The sequence below is a fragment of the Streptomyces sp. NPDC028305 genome (assembly GCF_055569495.1).
In genome coordinates this window covers 594,707-608,737 of record NZ_JBVHTN010000003.1, presented here as the reverse complement: position 1 = coordinate 608,737, position 14,031 = coordinate 594,707, and the positions used below count along the sequence as shown (strand labels likewise).

Below are 14,031 nucleotides of genomic sequence, written 5' to 3'. Positions count from 1 at the left end.
CAGATCGAGCGGGAGGTGCTCTCGGTGAGCAACACGGAAACCGATGCCGCGGCCCTACGCTGTGGTGCGCTCGTCGAAGGCGACCGGCCGACCGGAGCCCCCCGGGTCGACGTCCTGTCGGCGCGCGAGGTCCCCCTCGGTGGTCCGCGCGCGATGCGTGTGCGGCGGACGCTGCCCCAGCGGGAGCGCTCACTCATCGGCGCCTGGTGCTTCGCCGATCACTACGGTCCGCACGAGGTCGCCGCGTCGGGTGGCATGGACCTGCCCCCGCATCCGCACACCGGACTGCAGACGGTGAGCTGGCTGTTCAGTGGAGAGGTCGAGCATCGCGACACCCTCGGCACCCACGCCCTGGTCCGGCCCGGCGAGATGAACCTCATGACCGGCGGATACGGCATCGCCCACTCAGAGGTCTCCACCCCGAACACCACCGTCATCCACGGCGTCCAGCTGTGGGTCGCGCTGCCCGAGGAACACCGCAACACCGCCCGGGACTTCCAGCACTACGTGCCTAAACCCGCGCAGGTCGACGGGGCCGAGATCAGGGTATTCCTGGGCTCGCTCGCCGGCCGGACCTCCCCGGTCCGGGCCTTCACGCCGCTGCTCGGCGCCGAGATCGTCATCGAACCGCACAGGACGCTCACCCTCGCCGTGGACGCGACCTTCGAGCACGGCCTCCTCGTGGACAGCGGGGACGTCCGCCTGATCGACACTGTGCTGCGGCCTGCCGAACTCGGCTACGTCCCTCGCGGCGCGGATGTCCTGACGACGGTCAACGAGACCGACGCCCCGGCGCGGGTCGTCCTCCTCGGGGGACCTCCCTTCGGGGAGGAGATCGTCATGTGGTGGAACTTCATCGGTCGCAGCCACGAGGACATTGTGAAGGCCCGCGAGGACTGGGAAGCCTCCTCCGACCGCTTCGGCGTCATCAAGGAATTTCCCGGCGGCCGCCTTCCCGCACCGGCCCTGCCGAACGCCGTCATCACACCGCGCCGGAACCCACCGACCCGCTGACCTCCCTCACGAAAGGCACACCATGAGTGAGTCCTCCACCACTACGGTCGTCGAGCGGGCGGACGCCGATCGCCGGTACGAGATCCTGGTCGACGGCCGACGCGCGGGACTGACCGCCTACCGTGACCTGGGCGTGCAGCGTGTCTTCTTCCACACGGAGGTCGACGAGGCGTTCGCCGGCCAGGGGCTGGGCCCGCAGCTGGTCCAGCAGGCACTCGCCGACGTGCGCGCATCCGGAATGCGGATCGTCCCCGTCTGCCCCTACGTCGCCAAGTTCCTCAAGCGGCACGACGAGTTCGCGGACATCACCGACCCTGTCACACCCGACGTCCTGCGGTGGCTGAAGGCGCAGCTCGGCTAAGCAGTCCGTTCGACTCTTCGGCGGCCAACTCGGGTCCCACGTACGGGTTCCGGCGCGCACGGTGCGGATCAGCTCGGGTGCAGGAACCCCGTATGCATGCCTTCCCCTGAGGCCAAGGCCCCCCGGGCGCCCATGCTTCTATAGTGGACGCATCAACTATATTGGGCTGCCGACAGTCACATGAGACAGGTGTGCAGCCCGAGGGGAGAAGTCCGGCGATGCGGAAGCTGACCGTGGCCCAGCAAATGGTGGACATCCTGCGCCAGGCGGGCGTGGAGCGGATTTACGGCGTGGTGGGTGACAGCCTGAACTCGGTGGTCGACGCGGTGCGCCGGGCCGACGGCATCGAGTGGGTGCATGTACGGAACGAGGAGGCCGCCGCTTTCGCTGCGGCAGCGGAGGCACAGCTGACCGGCAGGCTCGCGGTGTGTGCCGGAAGCTGTGGCCCCGGAAACACGCATCTGATCCAGGGACTGTACGACGCGCACCGCTCCGGTGCGCCCGTGCTGGCGCTCGCCTCGCACATCCCGTCCCACCAGATCGGCACCGGTTTCTTCCAGGAGACCCACCCGGAGCGGCTGTTCACCGAGTGCAGCGACTACTGCGAGATGATCAGCACCCCCGGGCAGATGCCCCGGGTTCTTCGGATCGCCATGCAGCGGGCTCTTGGCAACAGCGCGGTGTCGGTCCTGGTGATACCGGGCGATGTCGCGCACGACGAGGCGACTCACCCGACGGGAAGCAGCGACCTGGTCACTGAGCGCGGCCGGGTCGTCGCGCCGGACACACAGGTTCGGGCGCTGGCCGAGAAGGTGAACGCGGCACGGAAGGTGATGCTGTTCTGCGGTGCGGGAGTGCGGGACGCGCACGCCGAGGTCATGGCGCTCGCCGAGAAGGCTGCCGCCCCCATCGGGCACACCCTGCGGGGCAAGGAGTGGATCCAGTTTGACAACCCGTACGACGTGGGCATGAGCGGTCTGCTGGGCTACGGCGCCTGCTTCGACGCGATGCACGAGGCCGACCTGGTCGTCCTGCTCGGCACCGATTTCCCGTACAACGACTTCCTGCCGCAGGCACGGACCGTACAGATCGACCACGATGCGGGCCGCCTCGGCCGTCGTACTGTGCTGGAACTCGGGGTCCACGGCGATGTCCGGGAGACGCTGCGGGCTGTGCTGCCCTTGGTGGAGGCGAAGCGGGGCCGTACCTATCTGGACCGGATGCTGCACAACCATGCCAAGTCGCTGGAGAAGGTGGTCTCCGCCTACACCCACGACGTCGAGCGGTACACCCCGATCCACCCTGAGTACGCGGCCTCGGTTCTGGACGATCTCGCGGCTGACGACGCCGTGTTCACGGTGGACACCGGCATGTCCAATGTTTGGGCGGCGCGTTATCTGACCCCCAATGGGCGGCGCCGGGTGATCGGTTCGTTCCTGCATGGCACGATGGCCAACGCGCTGCCGCACGCCATCGGCGCGCAGTTCGCTTACGCCGGCCGCCAGGTGATCTCGATGTCGGGTGACGGTGGACTGGGCATGCTGATGGGTGAGTTGCTCACAGTGAAGCTGCACGATCTGCCGGTGAAGACGATCGTCTTCAACAACTCCTCCCTGGGCATGGTGAAGTTGGAGATGCTGGTCGAGGGGCTTCCGGAGCACGAGACCGACCACGAGCCGGTGGACTATGCGGCGATCGCTCGCGGCGCGGGCATCGAGGCGATCCGCATCGAGCGCCCCGGGGATGTCGTCGAGGGGCTCAAGCGGGCGCTCGCCCACGACGGCCCGTTCCTGGTCGACCTGGTGACCGACCCCAACGCGCTGTCGATCCCGCCGCACATCTCGGCCGCCCAGGTCAAGGGATTCGCCTTCGCCGCGGGCCGGACCGTGCTCGACGGGGGCGTCGGCAAGATGCTCGACCTGGCCCGCGCCAACCTGCGGAACATTCCCCGACCCTGAGATGGTCGCCGTCCTCGTCGAGGTCCGCCCTCACGGCATCGGCCAGGGGCCCGGCCGTGACTTCACGCCAACTAGGGGCGCCTGGCCCGCCGCACCGCTGGTTCTCGACGTAGCCCGTGCAGCGGATTGCCGGTTGACGAGGTGTGGGCGGCGGATCGACATCTAGTTGACGTATCAAGCCTTGGTGCTAATGTAGGTGACACGTCATCCACTTGAGCGGGCCGGGGGCCCGTTACCAGCGCCGCGAACCGTCTCGATGCGGGAGCCGAGCCCAGTGGTGCCGCGGCGTCAGCCGGTCCGGCGTGGTGGTCGACTCGGTTTCAGGGGTGCCTGCGCGGACGCATGCGGCCGCCGTATTCCGCTGTCGAGATCGATGACGTCCGTCCGAGCACTCTCAACACGCTGATACACACACCCGGAGAGGGACCAGCATGAGCAAAGAAGCGAAGTCCGGACTGCAGGCGCTGCTGACGCCCGAGGAGAGCGTCGTCGTCCTGATCGACCACCAGCCGTTCCAGTTCGCCAACCTGAACAGCCACGAGCCCACGATGATCGTGAACAACGCTGTCGGCCTCGCCAAGGCTGCCAAGGCGTTCGACGTGCCGACTATCCTGACGACCGTGCTGGAGGAGCGCGGCGGCTACCTCATCAAGGGGCTGCAGGACGTGTTCCCGGAGCAGAAGCCGATCAACCGCACGTTCGTCAACACTTGGCAGGACGAGCGCGTCGTCGACGCCGTCAAGGCGACCGGCCGCAAGAAACTGATCATCGCCGGCCTGTGGACGGAGGTCTGTGTCGCGATGCCCGCGATACAGGCGGCGGGTGAGGGCTTCGAGGTCTTCGTCGTCACCGATGCCTCGGGCGGCGCCTCGAAGGAAGCTCATGACATGGCCGTGCGGCGCATGGTCCAGGCGGGAGTGGTACCCATCACCTGGATGGCCGTAGCGAGTGAGTGGCAGCGCGACTGGGCCCGCGAGAAGACCATCCCGGCCCTGACCGAGGTCCAGCTCGAGCACGGGGGCGCCACCGGCGTCGCCTTCGGCTGGGAGATGCAGCTGCTCGCCGCAGGACGCGCTGGAAACAACGCCTGACATGGCCGCGAAACAGGCTCCCGTTCGCATCGGGTACTGTCTGTCGCTGACCGGTCCCCTCGCGGACAACGGCCGGTCAGCCCGGCTCGCCCATGAGATCTGGCGCGAGGACATCAACGCTCGCGGTGGACTGCTCCGCCGTCCGGTGGAGTTCGTCCGCTACGACGACCACGGAGACGCCTCCCTGGTCCACGCGCTGTACGAACGGCTGATTGACGAGGACGAGGTTGACCTCGTCATCGGTGGATACGGCACCAACACCCTGCTGCCGGCCATGCCGTTGGTTGTGGAGCGGCAGCGCTTCTTCGTCGGGCTCATGGGCCTCGGCGTCAACAATGCGCTCGCCTGTCCGAACTACTTCGCCATGATCCCGACCGGGCCGGATCCGAACGCGGCGCTCACCGAGGGGTTCTTCGAACTCGCCGCGCAGCAGAATCCGCGGCCGACGACCGTGGCGCTCGTCTCTGCGGATGCCGAGTTCTCCCGCAACCCCGTTCTCGGCGCCAAGGCCAACGCCGAGAAGTACGGAATCAAGGTCGTCCACGAGGCCACCTATTCGCTGTCGACCGAGGACTTCAAGCCCGTCATCGACGCCGTCGCGGAAACCGGCAGCGATCTGCTATTCCTGTGTTCCTACCTGGACGACTCGATCGGCCTGGTACGGACTATCCGATCTCACCAATACCGGCCGAAGATGGTCGGCGGTGCCATGATCGGCCCGCAGAATACAGCGGTGAAGACGACACTCGGACCGCTGCTCAACGGCTTCGTGAACTACGAGTACTGGGCTCCGGTCCCGAAAATGATGTTCCCGGGTGTTCAGGAACTGCTGAACACCTACCAGGAACGTGCGGCCGACGCCGGTGTCGATCTGCTCGGGCATTACATGGTGCCGCTCGCGTACGCCCAGATGCAGGTGATCGCTCAAGCCGTCGAGGCGACCGGCGGTTTCAACGACGAGAGCCTCTCGGCGTACACGCGGGGGGAAAGCTTCCCGACCGTCATGGGGGATGTCCGGTTCGGCGTGAAGGGCGAATGGCTGCAACCGAGGGTTCTCCAGGTCCAGTTCCAGGGAATTTCCGGCCACGAGGTCGGTCAGTTCCAGAACGGATCACGGCAGATCGTGGTGTCGCCACCGGAATCGTCCTCCGGAGATCTCAGTTTTCCCTACGCGGAAGCTCTCACTGCTGAGTAAGGGGGACATCGCAGTCATCGAGACGGGCCGCCACATCTTCCGGCGGCCCGTCTCTGCGCAAGCCGGCTCCGGCAAGGCGATCGCCTACCCGTCTCACCGCTCGGTGCCGGCAACGCTGGTGGTCAGTACGACCAGCGGACGTTGGCTCGGACTGCCTCGTCGATCGGTGTCGAACCCGTGTTGAGTTCCAGGATCTGCCGGCCGATTCGGGGCTCGTGGAGCAGTTCGGCGAGGGTGCCGGCAACGTCGTCGCGAGTGATGTGGCCGTGGAACTCTGCCGGACCGAGGGATACGGTTCCGACTCCCGGACCGTCGAGAAGCAGTGATGGACGCAGGATCAGCCAGTTCAGCCCGCTGCGGCTGAGCTCGATGTCTGCTCCCTTCTTCACCGCGAAGTAGTACTCGACCTCGTCACCGAGGTCGCGTTCCCGCCATGACTCCGGGAGCACCGACACCAGTGCGAAGCGTTCGACACCGGCGAGGTGTGCTGCCTTGATCGCCTTCACGACCCCGTCGCCGTCGACAGCCTTCGTGATCTCCTTGCTGCCGCCATTCGATCCGGCACTGAAGACGATCGCAGCGACACCGCCGAAGGTTGCAGCCAACTCCTCCACGGTCATGCGGGACAGATCACCGACTCGTGCGTCCACGCCCCGCGTGGCGAGCTCGGCCCGCTGCGCATCCCGGCGAACGAGCCCGTGGACGGTGTCTCCTCGGGAGCGCAGCTTCTCCGCGAGCAGACCACCGATGCCGCCGGTGACGCCGATGATGAAGACGTCCATCATGGATGCTCCGTTCTCCGTGTCGCAGCTCTCAAGCTTCGTTCGGGCATGACCTGCTGCAGCAGACACCATGTCCTCATCGCCGCCAGGCTCCCGCCGCCGCGGCCCTCACGACGTAGTCCTCGAAACTCCGGGGCGCGCGACCCAGAACGGTGGCCACGCCGTCGGCCGTACCGGCGATCACCCCGCGTTCCATCATGACGAACATCTCGGTGAGGTGGTGGGCGTCGTCCTGGCTCCAGCCCTGGTCGAGCAGCGTCGCGGTGTACTCGGCCGGGCTGATCTGCTTGTAGGTGATGGGCTGCCCGGACGCTCGCGAGATCAGCTCCACGGCCTCGGCGAAGGTCAGCGCGCGCCCCGGTGAGCTCGTAGATCCGTCCGGCGTGGCAGCCGCGCTCGGTCAGCACCGCAGCCGCGACGTCGGCGACATCTTCCAGGTCGACGAACGGCTCGGGGACGGCACCGGACGGAAGTGCCAACTCGCCGACGACCAGCGGGGCGTGGAGAGCAGGACCAGACGCTGCACGCCGGCGGCCTCGGCCCGTGTCACGAAGTCGTGCACCGGGCCAGGCACGGTCGGCGGCACGATGCAGACGGTGGCGATGCCTCGCAGCGCCCGGTCCCATCCGGCGAGGTCGGTCCAGTCGAACGGAGTCCGGCTGGACCGGGAGGCGGCGTGCACCGGTGTGCCACGCAGCCGCAGCCGGGCGGCGACCCGGCGGCCGGTCTTGCCGGTGGCGTCGAGAACGAGAGTTGTGCTGTTGTCCATGGCGGCGTTTCAACGGCGCCGTCGCGGACGATTCCATGGGTAAAGAGCTCGATTGCCTGTGTATTCGTCTCTCCTCGCGGGAGTGGACGTCTTCGCTGACCTGTTTCGTGGTGTACGGGCTCAGGGGTCACTGTTCGGCAGCTCGACCCTGTCTGGTTCGATCTTGCATGCCTCAGAGTCGAGAAACGCGGTGATGTCGTCCGGTGTCCGGAATCGGGCTGTGGAGGCGGTGACGGTGAAACCGTGGGCTTCGAGGAGCGGGCGGACGTCTTTCACTGCGCGGCTGATGGTCATAGCGGTGGTGTTGAAGAGTCGACCGAGGAGCTCCTGGCGAGAGTGTTTCCGCAGGTAGAGGATGGTGACCAAGATCTGGTCGGCGGGTGTGAGGCTAGGTTTGCGGCCTGTGCCGCGGGCGATACAGCGTGGTCCGCCGCGGGCTGCATGGCGGGCCCGCTCACGATGCTCTTCCAGCCCGGGTATCAGGGTGTGGGTCAGGTCGCTGAGCTGTTCGCGGGTCATGCCGGTCAGTTCGGGGTGTCGCAAGTCGTGGGGGGTGAAGGAGTCGGAGTCGCCAGCTAAGGTGCTCATGGCCTCAAGCCTCTTGGTTCTGGATGGGGTGTCGGGTCGGTGTGTGAGGACCGGTCGCCGGATGAAACATGCCAGGTCAGGGAATGGACCGGCTCCGCAGCGCGGCGTCGAGTGCGTCTAGGGTCCAGGTCCAGGATTGCTGCGCGGCGATGTCAGTGTGGTCGAAGGCACCGGCCGCCTCCAAGGTGGCGTAGCCGAGGAAGACGCTGCCCAGCATGCGGACCGCGTGTGTCTGGTCCGGCTCGGCCAAGTCGTAGCCACGCAGGATGGCCCGCGTCATCTGCGCGTGCCTGGGGCCGGCGCTAACTGCGGCGGTCTGCGGGTCCAGCCGGTACCGGGCTGCTTCGTACCGGCCGGGGTGCGCGCGGGCGTAGTCTCGATAGGCGTTCGCGAAGGCCGTCAGAGCGTCTTTGCCCGCGCGGCCGGCCACGGCGTCCGCGACCCTGTCGGCCAGTTCCGTAAGTGAGAACAGCGCGATGCGGGTCTTGAGCTCGTGGGAGTTCTTCAGGTGCGAGTACAGGCTCGCCGGCTTCACATCGAAACGCCGGGCAAGCGCCGACAGGGTCACCTGGTCGAAACCAGCTTCATCGGCGAGCTCCGCACCTGCGAGCGTCAGCCGCTCCGGGCTCAGTCCTGCCCGAACCATAGCTATCACCCACCTTCAGGTTCCTATGCTAAGTATGCATACACCTACATGCTATCGGCAAATCGGAGTGTGATGTAGCGAGGGCGTGGCGAGCTCTGTGGGATGGTGAGCGTGGCGGCGGCCCAGGGCACGCGAAGCGCACGGGCCCCGCGCCGCGACTCGCACAAACGGTCGTTCGTTTATGCGAACCCCTTCCCTGCTCTCGGATCGCGTGTAACTGAGTGTTGGGTCGGCCCCGGAGGTTCGGAGGGCTTGAGCAACGTGGTGAGTTCTGTTCTCACCGCGCCGGGCCGGTCTCTGGTCTTGTGGTGCGGGCGGCGTGGGCGTAGCGGGCGGCGAGGTCCCCGAATGCGGTGGCCAGTTGGGGTGGGCCGATGACTTCGATATCGGTGTCGAAGCGGCCGATGGCGGCGGCGAGACCGGTCCATGACCAGGAGCCGAGAATGAGCCGGCAGTGACGGGAGCCGAGTTCCTCAACGATTCCGTCCTGGGCGAAGGGCGCGACATCGGCGGCCGGGAGGCGGAGGATGACTTCGCCTTGGCAGGGCCAGTCGGCGGTGGTGCCGTCGTTGCCGCGGAATCGGCTGGTGATGAAGGTGGAGACGGTGCCGCCGGGGAGGTCACGAGGGGTGAAGCGGGGGCCGGTGGGTGTGCGGGGCCGGATGCGGTCGACGCGGAAGGTACGCCAGTCCTCGCGGTGGAGGTCCCAGGCCACGAGGTACCAGCGATGACGCCAGGTGACCAGGTGGTGGGGTTCTACGCGGCGGGCGTCATCGGCCGAGGTGCTTGGACCCGGGGCGTAGTCGAAGCGCAGTTCCTCGCGGGCGTGGATGGCGCGGCTCAGGTCCATCAGGACCTGAGCGTCGACCTGGAAGGTGTGGCCGAACGCCGCGGGCGGTTGGACGGCGGTGATGTGCAACAGGTCGATGCGGTGGCGCAGGCGGGGTGGCATGACCTGACGGAGGGTGGCCAGCGCGCGGGTAGCGTCTTCGGCGACGGTGGTGCCGGCGGCCGCGGTCTGCAGCGCGACGGCCAGGGCGACGGCCTGGTTGTCGTCGAACAGCATGGGCGGCAGGTGAGTGCCGGCCTCCAGGCGGTAGCCGCCGGCCGGTCCTTTGAGGGTCTTGATCGGGTAGTCGAGTTCGCGCAGGCGGTCGATGTCACGGCGCACTGTGCGCGACGTGATGCCGAGACGCTCGGCGAGATCATCGCCGGACCAGTCACGGGGCGTTTGAAGGAGCGAGAGCAGCGCGAGCAGCCGGGCAGATGTTTTATGCATGGCACCCATATTCCCTGGAGTACCGGACACAACCTGTCCTCTACCTCTGCCATCGTGGCATACGAGCCGTTCGGGAGGCATCGCTCCTGGTCACGGCAGCGGCCGCTGGAGCTGGGACGGTCGGCGGTGTATTCATAACATCGAGCAAGGAGCAGGTCATGTCCGTCACGACCACCACTCACCTGAACTTCCGGGGCGCCGCACGTGAGGCGCTGGACTTCTACCAGTCCGTCTTCGGCGGACGTACTGTCGCGGTCACCTACAAGGACGCGGGCGCCGTGCAGGATGAGAGCGAGGCGGACTGGGTGATGTGGGGCGAGGTGGCCGGCGACAACGGCTTCCACGTGATGGCCTACGACGTGCCCTCGCAGCTGCCCTGGAACCAGGGCGAGAACCCGTTCTTCGTCTCCGTGCGTGGCGACGACGCCGAGGAGATCAGCGCCCTGTGGGGCAAGCTTGCCGAGAGCTCGACCATCGTGCGTCCGCTGGAGCCCGCGCAGTGGGCACCGCTGTACGGCATGCTCACCGACCGCTTCGGCATCACCTGGGTCCTGGACGTCACCGCTCCGTACAACGGCTAAACCAACCGACCGACCTGACATGCCTGCGCCGTCCGGGCCGCAGCCGCACGGGCGGCCCGGACGGCGCAGGCACCGAACACGTACGGCAGCGGAAGGAAACGGGACACCGTGAGGATGCGGAAGCTGGGACGGACCGGCATCGAAGTCAGTGCCTACTGCCTGGGCACCATGATGTTCGGCAAAATGGGCAATCCTGATCACGACGACTGCGTGCACATGATCCACCGGGCGCTGGATGCAGGCATCAATCTTGTCGACACCGCCGATGTGTACGGCTACAGCGAGACCGAGGAGATCGTCGGAAAGGCCCTCAAAGGGCGCCGCGACGAGGTCGTGCTGGCAACCAAGTTCAACGGACCAATGGGCGAGGACCCCAACCGCAGCGGCAGCTCCCGGCGCTGGGTCGTCCAGGCGGTCGAGGGCTCACTGAAGCGGCTGCAAACCGACTACATCGACCTCTACCAGATCCACCACCCCGACCCGCACACCGACATCGAGGAGACCCTCTCCGCGCTCACCGACCTCGTGCGTGCCGGGAAGGTTCGCGCGATCGGCTCCTCCAACCTGCCGGCCTCGGAAATCGTCGAGGCCCAGTGGGTGTCCCAGCAGCGTGGACTGCACCGCCTGCGAACCGAGCAGCCCACCTACTCCATCCTCAACCGCGGCATCGAGCGGGAGGTCCTGCCCACCTGCCGCCGCTACGGCATCGGCGTTCTGGTGTGGAGCCCGCTCGCCATGGGCCTGCTCACCGGCCGCTACCGCAAGAACGCCCCGCGGCCCGACAACGCCCGCATGCACTGGGTCCCCCGACACCTCACCGACGAACACAAGCTTGATGCCGTCGAGCAGCTACTCACCCTCGCCGAAGAATCCGGCCACTCCCTCACCCACCTCGCCATGGCTTTCGCCACCAGCCACCCCGACGTCACCACCGCCATCATCGGCCCACGCACCATGGACCAGCTCGACGACCTGCTCGCCGGCGCCACCCTCACCCTCGACGACGACATCCTCGACAAGATCGACACCATCGTCCCGCCAGGTACCGACATCAGCCCTCTGGACGTCTCCTACACACCCCTCTCCCTCACCCGCACGGACCTGCGCCGACGCCCGCCCCACGAGCGGGCCGCCGCCTGAGAACCTCATGACCGTTCTCGACAGCCGCGCCCTCAACCGCGCCACCCTCGCCCGCCAGCACCTGCTCACGCGCACCGACACATCCGTGCCCGAGACGGTGGCCCACCTCTGCGGCCTGCAGGCCCAAGAACCCCAGGAACCCTTCATCGGGCTGTGGTCCCGCCTGACCGACTTCAATCCCAGGCAACTGGACGACGCGCTGACCGGCCGCACCGTGGTACGCACCCACCTGATGCGCCGCACCGTCCACCTCGTCACCTCCGACGACGCGCTCGCCTGGCGAGCCCGCCACGACACCATGCTGCGCCAGCGAGTGCTGGGCACCTGGCGGCGCGAACTGGCCGGCATCGACGTGGACGAGGTCGCCGCAGCCGGCCGCGCGGCCGTTGCCGACCGGCAGCCCCGCACCATGAGCGAGCTCGTACAAGAAGCCGTCGAAGACCGCTGGCCCGGCCCACCACGCAGGGTCCTGGGCGAGCTGCTCGTCGCAGCCCTCATCCCCATGGCCCAACTCCCGCCCCGCGGCCTCTGGCACCAGAGGGCGGGCGTACGCAACCTGCCGTTGGCCACCTGGCTGGAACGGGACATCGACCCCCTGCCCGCCCAGGACGGCGATCCCGTTGGGCAGCAGCTGTTGCGCCGCTACCTTGCTGCCTACGGGCCCGCCGCCAGCACGGACCTACGCGCCTGGTGCGGCCTCGCCGGCCTTCCCGCCGCAGTCAAAGCCATCCGAGAAGAACTGGTTGCCTTCCGCGACGAACGCGGCCGCGAACTGCTCGACCTGCCCGACGCACCCCGCCCCCACCCCGACACCCCCGCCCCCGTCCGGTTCCTCCCGGCCTTCGACAACGCCATCCTCGGCTACCATGACCGCAGCCGCATCATCGACGACGCCCACCTCGGCCTGTCCGTCGCAGGCCACCGCACCGTCCTCGTCGACGGACGCGTCACCGCCACCTGGACCGCACGCGACCACCTACTTCGTGTCAGCCCCCTTCGTCCCCTCACCGCCCTGGAACAAGAAGCCGTCCAGGCCGAAGCCAAGGACCTGGCCACCTTCCTGGACGAAGACATCGAGCACATCCAACTCGGCACCGAGAGCTGAGCTGTAAACTCACCGTCAGACGTTGCTGCTTCCCACCGACACACCCCCCAGGTGAGTGGCCTAGTTCGAGGCCCATTTCGACCTCAGGCCATAAAGAAAAGCTCAGGCCGGCTGGCCGGTGGGCATGATCGTGACCTGTTGCAGATTGGCGCGCGGCGGCAGCGAGGCGACGAACACGATGGTCTCGGCGATGTCCTCGGAGTGCAGCATGATGTCGTGGATACCGGCCGTCCACTCCCGCACGCCCTTGTCGGTGACGTGGTCGTGCAGCTCGCTGTGCGTCATGCCGGGCTCGATCGCCGACACCCGTACGTGCTTCTCGCCGAGCTCGGCCCGCAGGTGGCGGGAGAGTTGCGTGACGTATGCCTTGGTGGCCGAGTACACGGCGAAATTCGGGAAGATGTTCTTCGCGGCGATCGAGGACAGGTTGACCAGGTCCGCGCCGCCGCGCTCGGCGCCCGCCGTGACCAGCTGCGGGACGAACGCGCCGATGACGTTCATCAGGCCGGTGATGTTCAGATCGATCTGACGCTGCCACTGGTCGGTGCGCAGCTCCTCGATGGGCGCCGGGAGCATGACTCCGGCGTTGTTCACGAGCAGGTCGACGGTGCCGAGCTCCCGCTCGGTCCGCTCGGCCGCCGCACGTACGGCATCGGCGTCGGTGACGTCGACGGCCAGCGCGAGGGCGGTGCCGCCGCTCTTCTCGATCTCGGCGGCCAGCACCTGGAGCCGGTCGGCGCGGCGGGCCAGCAGCGCGACCTTGGCGCCGCGGGCGGCCAGGCGCTTGGCGGTGGCTTCGCCGATACCGCTGGAGGCGCCCGTGACCACGGCGATCCGGCCGGCGAGCGTGCTGTCGTTGATCAGTTCAGACATGGGGCGAAAGTTCCTTCACGACTGTCGGGTGCGGCGGTCGGGTATTCGCCGCTGCAGAGATCATTCGGGCCGACCGCGGCATGCTGCCCGGCCCGGAGCGTCGCCAATTCGCAACGCGAGGCAGTTTTTCCGTTTACAGTGCGTCGATCGCCGGGACTGCCTGGGGGCCGGCGGCAGACGGTGAAAGGGTCAGTACGCCTGGACGGCGGCTTCGGCAACGCGGACGTCCTGGTCGACGGTGCCGCCGGAGACGCCGACGGCACCGACCATGCGGCCGTCCGCGTCCACGATCGGCACCCCGCCACCGAAAGAGATCAGACCGCCGTTGCTGTGCTCGATACCGTAGACAGGACCGCCGGGCTGCGAGATCTCACCCAGGGCCCCACTGGGCTTCGGGAAGAGTATTGAGGTCTTGGCCTTCTTCAGTGCCAGGTCGATCGAGCCGAGCCAGGCGCCGTCCATCCTCGTGAAGTGCAGCAGGTGGCCGCCGGCATCGACAATCGCGATGTTCATCGCGGTGCCCATCTCCTCAGCTGCGCTCTGGGCGGCGGCATCGAGGCTAGTCGCGACATTCAGGCTGATGGTGGACATGGTGTGGCCTTTCGTTGGGGTGAGCCGTTGCACGCGGTGGCCGACCCCAACGTTCCTG

General features: G+C 67.4%; 15 protein-coding genes and 1 pseudogene. 8 read left to right on the top strand and 8 right to left on the bottom strand.

Annotated features, from left to right (window positions below; genetic code table 11):
• The first annotated feature begins 24 nt into the window (after positions 1-24).
• The 5 genes from ACZ4WQ_RS14120 (at position 25) to ACZ4WQ_RS14100 (ending at position 5,619) form a co-directional block, all read left to right on the top strand.
• A complete protein-coding gene (locus tag ACZ4WQ_RS14120) occupies positions 25-1,014 on the top strand; it encodes a pirin family protein (protein ID WP_358644758.1) in 990 nt (329 codons plus the stop codon).
• Between the two features lie 22 nt (positions 1,015-1,036).
• Entirely contained in the window at positions 1,037-1,375 is a 339-nt protein-coding gene (locus tag ACZ4WQ_RS14115) for a GNAT family N-acetyltransferase (RefSeq protein ID WP_311729954.1), read from the top strand.
• Between the two features lie 218 nt (positions 1,376-1,593).
• Positions 1,594-3,333 carry a pyruvate dehydrogenase gene (locus ACZ4WQ_RS14110; protein WP_398372066.1) on the top strand — a complete coding sequence of 580 codons (1,740 nt, stop codon included), beginning with the start codon at positions 1,594-1,596 and terminating at the stop codon, positions 3,331-3,333.
• Between the two features lie 431 nt (positions 3,334-3,764).
• Complete coding sequence (locus tag ACZ4WQ_RS14105) at positions 3,765-4,424, top strand: hydrolase (protein WP_311729956.1); 660 nt, start codon at positions 3,765-3,767, stop codon at positions 4,422-4,424.
• Between the two features lies 1 nt (position 4,425).
• Positions 4,426-5,619, top strand: coding sequence for an amino acid ABC transporter substrate-binding protein (locus ACZ4WQ_RS14100; RefSeq protein WP_398372068.1), 1,194 nt, complete (start codon positions 4,426-4,428; stop codon positions 5,617-5,619).
• 122 nt (positions 5,620-5,741) lie between these two features.
• On the opposite strand, the gene ACZ4WQ_RS14095 is transcribed toward ACZ4WQ_RS14100, so the two are convergent.
• From ACZ4WQ_RS14095 to ACZ4WQ_RS14070, 6 genes and pseudogenes are all read right to left on the bottom strand, one after another.
• Entirely contained in the window at positions 5,742-6,404 is a 663-nt protein-coding gene (locus ACZ4WQ_RS14095; RefSeq protein ID WP_311729959.1) for an NAD(P)H-binding protein, read from the bottom strand.
• 73 nt (positions 6,405-6,477) lie between these two features.
• Positions 6,478-6,732, bottom strand: coding sequence for a Rossmann-fold NAD(P)-binding domain-containing protein (locus tag ACZ4WQ_RS14090; protein WP_311729960.1), 255 nt, complete (start codon positions 6,730-6,732; stop codon positions 6,478-6,480).
• A 69-nt stretch (positions 6,733-6,801) separates the two neighbouring features.
• Positions 6,802-7,170 (bottom strand): hypothetical protein, encoded by a 369-nt coding sequence (locus ACZ4WQ_RS14085; protein WP_311729961.1) that lies wholly within the window; start codon positions 7,168-7,170, stop codon positions 6,802-6,804.
• Positions 7,171-7,290: 120 nt separating this feature from the next.
• A pseudogene (locus ACZ4WQ_RS14080) lies at positions 7,291-7,746 on the bottom strand (transposase family protein); the annotation flags it as partial.
• Positions 7,747-7,834: 88 nt separating this feature from the next.
• Entirely contained in the window at positions 7,835-8,404 is a 570-nt protein-coding gene (locus ACZ4WQ_RS14075) for a TetR/AcrR family transcriptional regulator (RefSeq protein ID WP_311729963.1), read from the bottom strand.
• A gap of 277 nt (positions 8,405-8,681) precedes the next feature.
• Complete coding sequence (locus ACZ4WQ_RS14070; protein WP_398372071.1) at positions 8,682-9,683, bottom strand: helix-turn-helix transcriptional regulator; 1,002 nt, start codon at positions 9,681-9,683, stop codon at positions 8,682-8,684.
• A gap of 158 nt (positions 9,684-9,841) precedes the next feature.
• Here ACZ4WQ_RS14070 and ACZ4WQ_RS14065 point away from each other — a divergent pair, with 158 nt between their 5' ends.
• From ACZ4WQ_RS14065 to ACZ4WQ_RS14055, 3 genes are all read left to right on the top strand, one after another.
• The gene (locus ACZ4WQ_RS14065; RefSeq protein WP_358644738.1) at positions 9,842-10,264 is read left to right on the top strand and encodes a VOC family protein; all 423 of its coding nucleotides are present in this window, start codon (positions 9,842-9,844) and stop codon (positions 10,262-10,264) included.
• A 108-nt stretch (positions 10,265-10,372) separates the two neighbouring features.
• Positions 10,373-11,404, top strand: coding sequence for an aldo/keto reductase (locus ACZ4WQ_RS14060; RefSeq protein ID WP_311729965.1), 1,032 nt, complete (start codon positions 10,373-10,375; stop codon positions 11,402-11,404).
• Positions 11,405-11,411: 7 nt separating this feature from the next.
• Positions 11,412-12,509, top strand: a complete 1,098-nt coding sequence (locus ACZ4WQ_RS14055; RefSeq protein ID WP_385343834.1) for a winged helix DNA-binding domain-containing protein — start codon at positions 11,412-11,414, stop codon at positions 12,507-12,509.
• 102 nt (positions 12,510-12,611) lie between these two features.
• Here ACZ4WQ_RS14055 and ACZ4WQ_RS14050 read toward each other — a convergent pair whose 3' ends face one another.
• Both ACZ4WQ_RS14050 and ACZ4WQ_RS14045 read right to left on the bottom strand, forming a co-directional pair.
• Entirely contained in the window at positions 12,612-13,382 is a 771-nt protein-coding gene (locus ACZ4WQ_RS14050) for an SDR family oxidoreductase (protein ID WP_385343831.1), read from the bottom strand.
• A gap of 189 nt (positions 13,383-13,571) precedes the next feature.
• Positions 13,572-13,973, bottom strand: coding sequence for a GlcG/HbpS family heme-binding protein (locus ACZ4WQ_RS14045; RefSeq protein ID WP_385343828.1), 402 nt, complete (start codon positions 13,971-13,973; stop codon positions 13,572-13,574).
• Positions 13,974-14,031: the final 58 nt, after the last annotated feature.

What these genes read in the sequence shown, in the direction of transcription:
- ACZ4WQ_RS14070 (WP_398372071.1), bottom strand. Translation starts at nt 9,683, where the DNA reads ATGCATAAAACATCTGCCCGGCTGCTCGCGCTGCTCTCGCTCCTTCAA.
- ACZ4WQ_RS14115 (WP_311729954.1), top strand. Translation starts at nt 1,037, where the DNA reads ATGAGTGAGTCCTCCACCACTACGGTCGTCGAGCGGGCGGACGCCGAT.
- ACZ4WQ_RS14095 (WP_311729959.1), bottom strand. Translation starts at nt 6,404, where the DNA reads ATGATGGACGTCTTCATCATCGGCGTCACCGGCGGCATCGGTGGTCTG.
- ACZ4WQ_RS14085 (WP_311729961.1), bottom strand. Translation starts at nt 7,170, where the DNA reads ATGGACAACAGCACAACTCTCGTTCTCGACGCCACCGGCAAGACCGGC.
- ACZ4WQ_RS14075 (WP_311729963.1), bottom strand. Translation starts at nt 8,404, where the DNA reads ATGGTTCGGGCAGGACTGAGCCCGGAGCGGCTGACGCTCGCAGGTGCG.
- ACZ4WQ_RS14050 (WP_385343831.1), bottom strand. Translation starts at nt 13,382, where the DNA reads ATGTCTGAACTGATCAACGACAGCACGCTCGCCGGCCGGATCGCCGTG.
- ACZ4WQ_RS14055 (WP_385343834.1), top strand. Translation starts at nt 11,412, where the DNA reads ATGACCGTTCTCGACAGCCGCGCCCTCAACCGCGCCACCCTCGCCCGC.
- ACZ4WQ_RS14105 (WP_311729956.1), top strand. Translation starts at nt 3,765, where the DNA reads ATGAGCAAAGAAGCGAAGTCCGGACTGCAGGCGCTGCTGACGCCCGAG.
- ACZ4WQ_RS14100 (WP_398372068.1), top strand. Translation starts at nt 4,426, where the DNA reads ATGGCCGCGAAACAGGCTCCCGTTCGCATCGGGTACTGTCTGTCGCTG.
- ACZ4WQ_RS14045 (WP_385343828.1), bottom strand. Translation starts at nt 13,973, where the DNA reads ATGTCCACCATCAGCCTGAATGTCGCGACTAGCCTCGATGCCGCCGCC.
- ACZ4WQ_RS14065 (WP_358644738.1), top strand. Translation starts at nt 9,842, where the DNA reads ATGTCCGTCACGACCACCACTCACCTGAACTTCCGGGGCGCCGCACGT.
- ACZ4WQ_RS14110 (WP_398372066.1), top strand. Translation starts at nt 1,594, where the DNA reads ATGCGGAAGCTGACCGTGGCCCAGCAAATGGTGGACATCCTGCGCCAG.